Genomic DNA, 9,466 nt, shown 5'->3' with positions numbered 1-9,466 from the left:
ACGAGGACGCACAGCACTACGACGTGGAGCACCTGTCACACCCATACCCAGACCAACACATCGATCATGATCAGAGTGACGGGCATTCACTCCAAAGCATGTGCGAAGTCCAGGACTAGATGCGCTGGAGCAGGAAACGCTGGTTGGCGCCGCCACCGGGGGTCCACTGGGAGATGCGTGCGCCGTCGGCGGTGGCGGCCTGCCACACGTCCATGGCCAATCCGCTCTGGCGGTTGAGCAGCCGGACCACTCCGCCGCCCTGGTCCTCCACCCGCCACTGCTGGCTGGTGGTGTTGGCGTCGGTCTGCTGGGTGATGTCGGCGCCGGTTCCGGTCCCGGCGACCTGCAGCACCAGACCACTGTGCCGGGCCCGGATCCGGTAGTAGCCACCGTCGGAGGACAGAAAATCGAACCGCTGGTTGAGGGCGCTGGTGGCCTGCCACTGGATCAGTTGCGCGCCGGCGGCGGTCGACGCACCGTTGATGTCGGCGGCCTTCCCGCTGTGCTGGGCCACCAGCCGGTAGTTCACGCCGGTCTCCACCGGTCCCGACGGTGCGGCCGACGCGCGGTAGGTGTGTCCGGCCTGGCCGGTGAACTGGACAAGGTCGGCCTCGATGCGCGTCGGCTGCACCGCGGCGCCGCTCGTCTCGTCGCGCATTTCGAAGGTGCCGGTGAAGATCCGGCTGCGGACCCGGACCGTGCCGGCGCGGTCCGGGGTGATGACGAGTTCGGTGCTGGTGCTGCTCCAGGAGGCGCCGACCGTGTGTCCGCCCCGGCCGCGCAGGCCGGTGAAGCTGCCGCTGGGCCAGGCCGACGGCAGCGCGGGCAGCACGTGCAGCTCGCCGTTGTGGCTGTGCAGCAACATTTCGGCGATCCCGGAGGTGGCGCCGAAGTTGCCGTCGATCTGGAACGGGGGGTGCAGGTCGAACATGTTCGGCGCGAGCCGGTCGGTCCGCACCAGGTCGCGGATGAGTTTGTGGGCGCGCGCACCGTCCTCCAGCCGTGCCCAATAGTTGATTTTCCAGGCGAGCGACCAACCGGTCCCGTCGTCGCCGCGCAGTTCCAGCGTCTGACGCGCGGCCTGGTACAGCTGGGGCGTTCCTCGCCGGGTGATCTGGTTGCTCGGATGCAGGCCGTACAGGTGGGAGACGTGCCGGTGCGTGCGCTCGGTCTCCACCCAGTCGGCGAGCCACTCCTGGATGTTGCCGCGTGAGCCGACCTTGGTCGGTGCCAGCCGGTCCCGGGCCGCCAGGACCTGGGTACGGAAGGTGGAGTCGACCCCGAGGACCTCGCCGGCGCGAGCGACGCCGTTGAACAGATCGCGCAGGATCTGGTTGTCCATCGTCGGTCCGGCGCAGACGCTGGCGTTCGAGTGGTGGGGCAGCTCGGGGGAGTTCGAGGGGTTGGTGACCAGATGTCCGAGTGTCGGGTGGGTCACCAGCGAGTCGAGGAAGAACTGCGCGGCGCCCTTCATCGCCGGATAGTTGGCGCGGAGGAACTCGACGTCCCCGGTGAACAGGTGGTGGTCCCAGATCATCGTGGAAAGCCAGGCGCCGCCGGTCTGCCACATGCCCCACAGCGCGCCGTCGACGACCGACGACCCGCGCCAGGCGTCGGTGTTGTGATGGGTCACCCAGCCGCCCGCGCCGTACTGCACGCTGGCCGTGCGAGCCCCGGTCACCGCCAGATCCCTGATCATGTCGAAGACCGGCAGGAAACACTCGGACAGGTTCGTGGTGTCGGCCGGCCAATAGTTCATCGGCAGGTTCGCGTTGATGGTGTATTTGGAATCCCAGGACGGGGCCATCTCCTGGTTCCAGATGCCCTGCAGATTGGCCGGCTGGCTGCCCGGCCGCGAGGAGGCGATCAGCAGGTAACGGCCGTACTGGAACAGCAGGGCCGACAACTGCGGGTCGTTGACGCTCGCATGCTGGGCGATCCGCACGTCGGTGGTCTGATCGGCCGCCGTCGTGCGCCCCAGGTCGATCGTCACCCGGTTGAAGAGCGCCTGGTGGTCGGCCACGTGCCGGGCGCGCAGCTGGTCGAAGCCGACGGTGCGGGCGGCGGCGAGGTGCCGTCGCGCGATGCCCTGGTAGTCACCGTTGACCGTGCGGTAGTTGACGTAGCTGGAGCCGATGGACACCAGCACGGTGACGCTCGTGGCTCCGGAGACCCGCAGCGTGCCGCCGGAGCTGCTGACCGTGCCCCCGGTGACGCTCGCGCCGGCCAGGGCGAGGAACCGGACCGAGCCGGCGATGCCCTCCATATCGCCGGAGATGCCGTCGAGCGCGATCGTCGTGGAGTCGGGACTGGACACGGTCGTCCGCTGTGGACTGTCGAATGTCGCGTTGAAGGTGATCGCATTCGCGCGGTCGGCCGTCAGCCGGACCACCACCACCTGGTCCGGCGCGCTCGCGAAGACGTCCCGCTGATAGCGCACGCCGTTCAGCACGTACGTGGTGGTCGCCGTGGCGGTGGTCAGGTCGAGCGTCCGGTTGTACTGCGATGCGCCGGACGCGCTGCCGACGGCGAGGCGGAGGTTGCCGACCGGCTGGTACGCCAGCTGCCCGACGGGGTTGCCGAGCATCGTCTGGTTGATCAGATCCTGGGCCGAGGTCCACTGGTCGGCGAACACCCGTCGCCGGATCTCCGCCAGGTTGGCCGCGCCCCGGGTGTTGGCCGAGTCGTAGGGACCGCCCGCCCAGACGGTGTCCTCGTTGAGCTGGAGCCGTTCGGTGTCGATGTTGCCGAACACCATGGCCCCGAGTCGCCCGTTTCCGACGGGCAGGGCCCGCAGCCAGTCCGTTCCCGCGGGCTCGTCGTACCAGAGAGCCAGGTCCCCGGCCGCCAGCACACCCGCCGGTGGCGCCGCACCGGCCTTGGCGGCCGCGGTCCACCCGGTCGGCAGCAGTGCGGCCCCGGCCCCGGCCACCCCGGCGGCGAGGAGTTTCCGGCGTGTCATGTCAGTCATGTGATGTCTCCCCACGGCGCATTACGGAAGGGTCCAGCGCTGGTTGGCGGCGCCGTGGCAGGTCCAGATGATCAGTTGGGTCCCGTCCGCGGTGCCGGCACCGTTGGCGTCCAGGCATTTGCCCGACTGGGGGTTGACCAGGGAGCCGTTGGTTCCCGGGGTCCAGTTCTGGCCGCCGGAGCCGTTGCACGTCGACAACTGGACCAGCCCGCCGTTCGCGGTGCTGCCGCCGGCGACGCCCATGCACTTGTTGAGCGAGCGCAGGGTGTTCCCGTTGACCGTCCACTGCTGGTTCGAGCTGCCGGCGCAGCGCCACAGCTGAATCTTCGTGCCGTCGGCGGAGCTGGCGCCGTTGACGTCGACGCACTTGCCGCCGGCGCTGGTGATCGGGCCGGTCCGGGGAGTCGTACCGCCCGACTCCTTGATCCGGATGTTGCGGAACGACACGTCGTCACCGGTGCCGTGGTTCTGGATGCCGAGGTAGCCGGAGGTCAGCGACCGCGCGGGATCCGTGTTGGTGAAGTCGTTGACGACGACGCCGTTCAGGAAGACCCGCAGCCGTTCCCCCTCGACCAGCAGCTCGTAGGTGTTCCACTCACCCGGTGGGTTCAGCGCCGCGTCGCGGGCGGCGATGTCGGCCGACTTGACCCCGTACACCGCGCCGGTGGTCCGGTCCGCCGAGTCGGTGGCGTCGATCTGCACCTCGTACCCGTTCGCCATGGCCGCGTCCGGGTCGCTGCCGGCCGGGAACCCGATCACGACGCCGGAGTTGTCGTCGCCCGGCATCATCCAGTCGAGCTTCAACGAGTAGGAGCGGAACTCCTTGGTGCTGTACCACAGCATGCCCAGCCCACCGGACGAGGTCAGCGTTCCGTTGCTGTTGCTGAACGCGCCCGGTCCGGCCTGGGACCAACCGGTGGTGGAACCGTTGTAAAGACTGGTGTAACCGGTCTCCGGCCGGCAGTCGGCCTTGGTGCGGTTGGCCGCGTACCGGATGCCGCCGAGGATCAGCGCCCGGAAGCCCGCCTCGGTGTAGCTGGCCTGGGTGTGCCCGCTTCCGGTGTAGAACGAGCGCCCGCCCTGGTAGGTCTTGCACCAGGTGTGCGGGTGGTCGCCGCCCATCGTGCCGCCGGAATAGCTCGACTCGTCCAGGGACGACAGCACCCGGGCCGACGATCGGGGATTGGTGCGGAAGTTGTACCACTCGTCGGTGCGCGCCACGCTCGTCCCCAGCCCGGCGGTCGCCGCGTGCGCTCGGTCCTCCACCCGTACGGTCGCCTGCTGGATCGCCGGGTGCGAGGAGAAGTAGGCCCCGACCAGCTGACCGTAGAACGACCAGTCGTATTCGGTGTCCGACGCCGAGTGCACTCCGACGTATCCGCCGCCGGCCCGGATGTAGTTCTCGAAGGCGGTCTGCTGGGTGCTGTTGAGCACGTCGCCGGTGGTGTTGAGGAAGACGACCGCCTCGAACTGGGCCAGGTTGGTCGCGGTGAACTGGTTGGAGTCCTCGGTCGCGGTCACCGTGAAGCTGTTCGCCGCGCCCAGATCACGGATCAACTGGATGCCGGCCGGGATCGCGTCGTGCCGGAAGCCGGCCGTCTTGGAGAACACCAACACGTCGTACGGTGCGTCGGCGGCGTACGCCGGTGTTCCGCCGGTGCCGACGACGGTCAGCAGCACTGCTGCTGCCGCGCCCAGGAGTGTGCGGGTAAGTGGTCGCATGGCCGGGATTCCTCTCATGGCAGGGTCCAGCGTTGGTTGGTGCCGCCGTGGCAGGTCCAGATGATCAGCTGGGTGCCGTTGGCGGAGCTGCCGCCGTTGGCGTCCAGACACTTGCCTGAGCCGGTGTTGACCAGGGATCCGTTGGTCCCCGACGTCCAGTTCTGCGCGCCGGAGCCGTTGCAGGTCGACAGCTGCACCAGGCTGCCGTCGGCGGTCGCGCCGCCGGCCACGCCCATGCACTTGCCCAGTGACCGCCAGGTGTTGCCGTTGCGGGTCCACTGCTGGTTGGTGCCGGTGCCGCAGGTCCAGAGCTGAATCTTGGTGCCGTCGGCGGAGCTGGCGCCGTTGACGTCGACACACGAACCGCTCGCGCCGACGATCCGGCCGGTGCCTCCGCTGCTCGGCGCCGTGCCGATCGTGAACGCGTCCACGTCGAACAGCGTCCCGGAGCCGCCGCTGAACGTCAGGTACAGCGTGGTGGTGCCGGACGGCGCCCCGGACAGGGTCGTCGACACGTCGGTGAAGGTTTCCCAGCTGCCGGTGGTCGGCACCGTGACGGACCCGAGGACCGTGCCGGTGGCCGATCCGGCGCGCACCGCGAGCGTGCCGCCGGTGCCGCCCGACGAGACCCGGGCCGTGAACCGGCTCTCGCCCGCGAGCGAGTATCGCTGGAACGCGATCCAGTCGCCGTTCTGGATGTCGCCGACCGTCTGACCGCCCTCCGCGGTCGCCTTGCTGAACAGGGAGGTGCCGGACTGGGTGCTGCGATGCTCGGCCTGCCGGTGCCGGGGCTGGAGGATCTTCTGCGTACGGGTGGTCAGCGCGGGCTGGCCGTTGGCGCCTTGGTCGGTGTATTCCGCGTCGAGCACCGCGAACAGGTTGGCCGCCGTGTCGTGCTCGCCGTCCACCGGGATCGGCAGCGTTCCCGAGCATCCGGTGCGCGAGCTGATCGGATGGGCGTGGTCGTCGTGGCCGAGCAGGTAGCTCAGCTTCACCCGGGTGCAGTCGACGGTGCCGTCTTCGGGATCCGACACCGTGATCGTGTACGGCACGCTGTCGCCGAAGGCGAAGAGTGCCCCGTCGATCGGCGTGTTCAGCACGACCGTGGGGGCGGTGTTGCCGACCGTGACTGTTGTCGAGGCGGTGGCGGTGAGACCGGCGGGATCGGTCACGGTGAGCGTCACCGTGCGCTGGCCGGTACTGGCGTAGGTGTGGCTGGGATTGGCCGCCGACGAGGTGCTGCCGTCACCGAAGTTCCAGGAGTAGGTCAGAGCCCCGCCTTCGGGATCGGACGAGCCGCTCGAGGAGAAGCTGACGGTCAGTGGTGCGGCGCCGGACGAGGGGTTGGCCGCGACGCGGGCGATCGGGGCCTGGTTGTTGCCGGCCCCGTTGTATTCGATGCGGTACAGGGCGGAACTCGCGTCGCCGCTGCCCCAGCCGGTGCCGTAGTCCAGCACGTAGAGGGCTCCGTCGGGGCCGAAGGCGCTGTCCATGATCTGGGTGCCACGCCACGGGAACTCGCTGATCTGCCCGGCCGACCCGTCGGCGTTGACGTCAATGCTCTTGATCCAGCGCCGGCCGAACTCCATCGCGAAGTAGTGCCCGTCGAGTGCGGCCGGGAACTTGACCGTGGACGGGTTGGCGGCGTCGTAGCGGTACACCGCGCCGCCCATCGGCGACTCCGAGCCGCAACCGAACGCGGCCAGCGAGCAGTTGTCGTACTTGATCCACGCCGGGCGCGCCGCCGGCAGGTTGGTCAGCCCCGTGTTGCGCGGGGAGTTGTTGACCGGCGCGGCGCAGTTGAACCGGTTCCCCGACGGTCCGGACGGGAACGTGTAGTCGACGTAGGTCTCCGACGTCGTGTTCGAGCCGGTGCAGTAGGGCCAGCCGTAGTTGCCGGCCGAGGTGATCCGGTTGAACTCCACCTGGCCCGCCGGTCCGCGCGTCGAGCTGGTCGTGCCGGCGTCGGGTCCGTAGTCGGCGACGTACACCGCACCGCTCGACTTGTCGACGCTGAGCCGGAACGGGTTGCGCAGGCCCATCGCAAAGATCTCCGGCCGGGTCCGGGCGGTGCCGGGCGGGAACAGGTTGCCCGAGGGGATCGAGTACGTCGCGTCCGGGTTCACCTTGATCCGCAGCACCTTGCCGCGGAGGTCGTTGGTGTTGCCCGCACTGCGCTGAGCGTCGTAGACCGGATTGCGATTGGTGCGCTCGTCGATGGGCGTGTAACCACTGGAGTCGAACGGATTCGAGTCGTCCCCTGTGGACAGGTAAAGGTTCCCGGCCGCGTCGAAGTCGATGTCGCCGCCGACGTGGCAGCACATGCCGCGGTTGGTCGCCACTTCCAGAACGGTCGCCTGGCTGCCCGTGTTGAGGGTGTAGTCGGCGTTGAGGGTGAACCGGGACAGCCGGTTCACCCCGTTCCACGAGGAGAAGTCCGTACCGGTTGCCGGCGCGTCACCGCTGGGAGTGGACAACGGCGGTGCGTGGAACAGGTAGATGAACCGGTTGCTGGAGAAACCCGGATCCACCCCCACGCCCTGCAGGCCCTCCTCGTCGTGCGTGTAGACCGGCAGGGTGCCGATCACGGTGGTGACCCCGGCGGCGGTGGTCCGGCGCAGCACGCCGTTGCGGGCGGTGTGGAGCACCGAGCGGTCCGGCAGCACCGCCATCGACATCGGCTCGCCCATCTCGCCCACCCCTCGGGCCAGCTCGACCTGCTGGAAGTCGGCCGCGTTGACCGGGTGGGCGGCGGCCGGCGACCCGGGGCCGAGAGTGGTCGCCACTATGCCGGCGGCCGAAAGAACGGCGGTCGTTACCGCCGCCATCACACGTTTTCTCATGGACGGTCACACCTTTGGTCGTCAGCTTCAGATTCGGACGTGGCGCCTAGGCGTCGGGGGGTTGGATCTGTCATGCCGTCGAGCCGAGCCCTACCGGTAAATGCCGGACCGGCCGGTACGCCCGGTGGGCGCTGCCTTGGGTGCGACCGGCACTGAGGCTGCGGTGAACCCGCAGTGATGCGTGCGGCGGCAGTCCTTGTCACCATCGCCGCAGTCTTCAGATCAAGAAATGTTAACGTTAACATGCTGTTGACGGTCAGCGAAGAGCGTCCGGAGCGTCCTGCTGGGTCAAACATTCATGTGACGTCATACGATAGACATCAGATAGAAACCAGTCAATGCTCACGGTCCGCGCCGAGCGCGCGTTCCCACCACCCGACAGGGAGCATCATGATCCGACGACGATTGACGGGTTCCCGAGCAGCCGAAACCGCTGTACCGGCCACAGTTCGTCCCGTGGCGCATCCTCCGGCTCGGCGCCGCCGGATCGGACGGCCGGCGGTGAGGCGCCTCGTCGCGGCGCTGGCCGGGGCCGTGACAGCGCTGGCGGCTGTCCCGCTGGTCCTGGTGGCCGCCGCACCGAGCGCGTCGGCCGCGACGAGCCAGTTCCGGGGCGTCAACTGGGCCCGTGCCGGCGACAACTTCACCGGAGAACCGCTGGTCCTGTACGGGTTGAGCAGCAGTGACAGTTACGCCACCGTCCGCGCCAAGGCGGACGCCGTCCTCGCCGGCTTCGAGCGCAACCTCGGCGCGAACACCGTCCGGCTGCCGATCAACACCGCCTCCGTCGGCACGGCGTGGTGGAATTCCTACACCGGCGTCATGGACTCGGCGACCGCCCGCGGCATGAAGGTCATCCTCTCGTTCTGGGACGACGGCCGGGCGTCCTCCGGTGGCCGGGTCACCGACACCGCCGCCTTCAACACGATGTGGAACACCGTCGTGGCCAAGTACGGCGCCGACCCGCTGGTCTACTTCGAGCCGATGAACGAGCCGGCCGGCTACAGCGCGGCCGACTGGAAGAATGTGGCCGCCGCGTGGCTCGCCGCGCGACCGTCGGTGCCCCGCAACCGTGTGTTCATCAGCGGTTCCGGCTTGAACCAGGACATCAAGACGATGTGCGCCGACAGCCGCTTCGAGGGGACGTACCTGTCCCTGCACCACTACACGTTCTTCAGCGGCGCGAAGACGTACGACGGGTGGGTGAACTTCCTCCGCGATGCCATCGGCACCTGCGCCGACCGAACCGTCATCGACGAGTTCGGTGCCCCCATGGACACCGGCCTCAACTACGACGACACCACCAGCTCCGACAACTTCGTCCGCTATTTCCGCGCCACCACCCAGGTGCTGCGCGAGCTCGGCATGGGCTCCGTCTACTGGCCCGGTATCGGCGGCAAGATCACCGCCGGGCAGAACGACGACTGGTACGCCATGCAGAAGCTGCAGGGCAGCGGCACCAACCTGACCCTGACCACTCCGAACGTCACGGGCGCCGGACGGCTCCGGTACGCGTGGGGCCTCACCGGCACCGACCCGGTGCCCGGCAATCGGCTCCGCAACGGCGGCTCGGGTCGTTGTCTCGACGTTCCTGGCGCCGGCACCGCCAACAACACACAGGTCGCTATTTATGACTGCAACGGCGGCACGAACCAGCAGTGGACCGGCACTTCCGCCCGGGAACTGCGGGTCTACGGCACCAAGTGCCTCGACGCCCGCGGCCGGGGAACCGCCAACGGCACACCGGTCGTCATCTACGACTGCAACGGTGGCACCAACCAGCAGTGGAGCGTCAACGGCAATGGCACCGTCACCGGAGTGGCCTCCGGGCGCTGCCTCGATGTGACGCAGAACGGCACCGCGAACGGCACGCGCATTCAGTTGTGGGACTGCACGGGCGGATCCAACCAGTCCTGGTCCCGCGCGTAGC

At 68.7% G+C, this 9,466-nt stretch carries 4 protein-coding genes; 1 reads left to right on the top strand and 3 read right to left on the bottom strand.

The window, feature by feature from the left end; translation table 11 throughout:
- Nucleotides 1-115 precede the first annotated feature (115 nt).
- Genes EER30_RS44860 through EER30_RS44850 form a run of 3 tightly spaced genes read right to left on the bottom strand, consistent with a single transcriptional unit; the run spans nucleotide 116 to nucleotide 7,536 of the window.
- Complete coding sequence (locus tag EER30_RS44860; protein ID WP_127508873.1) at nucleotides 116-2,971, bottom strand: glycosyl hydrolase family 95 catalytic domain-containing protein; 2,856 nt, start codon at nucleotides 2,969-2,971, stop codon at nucleotides 116-118.
- A gap of 21 nt (nucleotides 2,972-2,992) precedes the next feature.
- On the bottom strand, nucleotides 2,993-4,693 hold the full coding sequence (locus tag EER30_RS44855) for a ThuA domain-containing protein (RefSeq protein WP_127508870.1): 1,701 nt from the start codon (nucleotides 4,691-4,693) through the stop codon (nucleotides 2,993-2,995).
- 14 nt (nucleotides 4,694-4,707) lie between these two features.
- A complete protein-coding gene (locus EER30_RS44850) occupies nucleotides 4,708-7,536 on the bottom strand; it encodes a PQQ-dependent sugar dehydrogenase (protein ID WP_127508867.1) in 2,829 nt (942 codons plus the stop codon).
- Between the two features lie 501 nt (nucleotides 7,537-8,037).
- On the opposite strand from EER30_RS44850, the gene EER30_RS44845 reads away from it, so the two are divergent.
- Nucleotides 8,038-9,465, top strand: a complete 1,428-nt coding sequence (locus tag EER30_RS44845) for a ricin-type beta-trefoil lectin domain protein (RefSeq protein ID WP_240670725.1) — start codon at nucleotides 8,038-8,040, stop codon at nucleotides 9,463-9,465.
- Nucleotide 9,466 lies beyond the last annotated feature (1 nt).

The sequence above is a fragment of the Actinoplanes solisilvae genome (assembly GCF_003999975.1).
Lineage (GTDB): Bacteria > Actinomycetota > Actinomycetes > Mycobacteriales > Micromonosporaceae > Actinoplanes > Actinoplanes solisilvae.
Note: the sequence above shows the minus strand (reverse complement) of the source record. Positions and strands in the feature narration are given on the sequence as shown.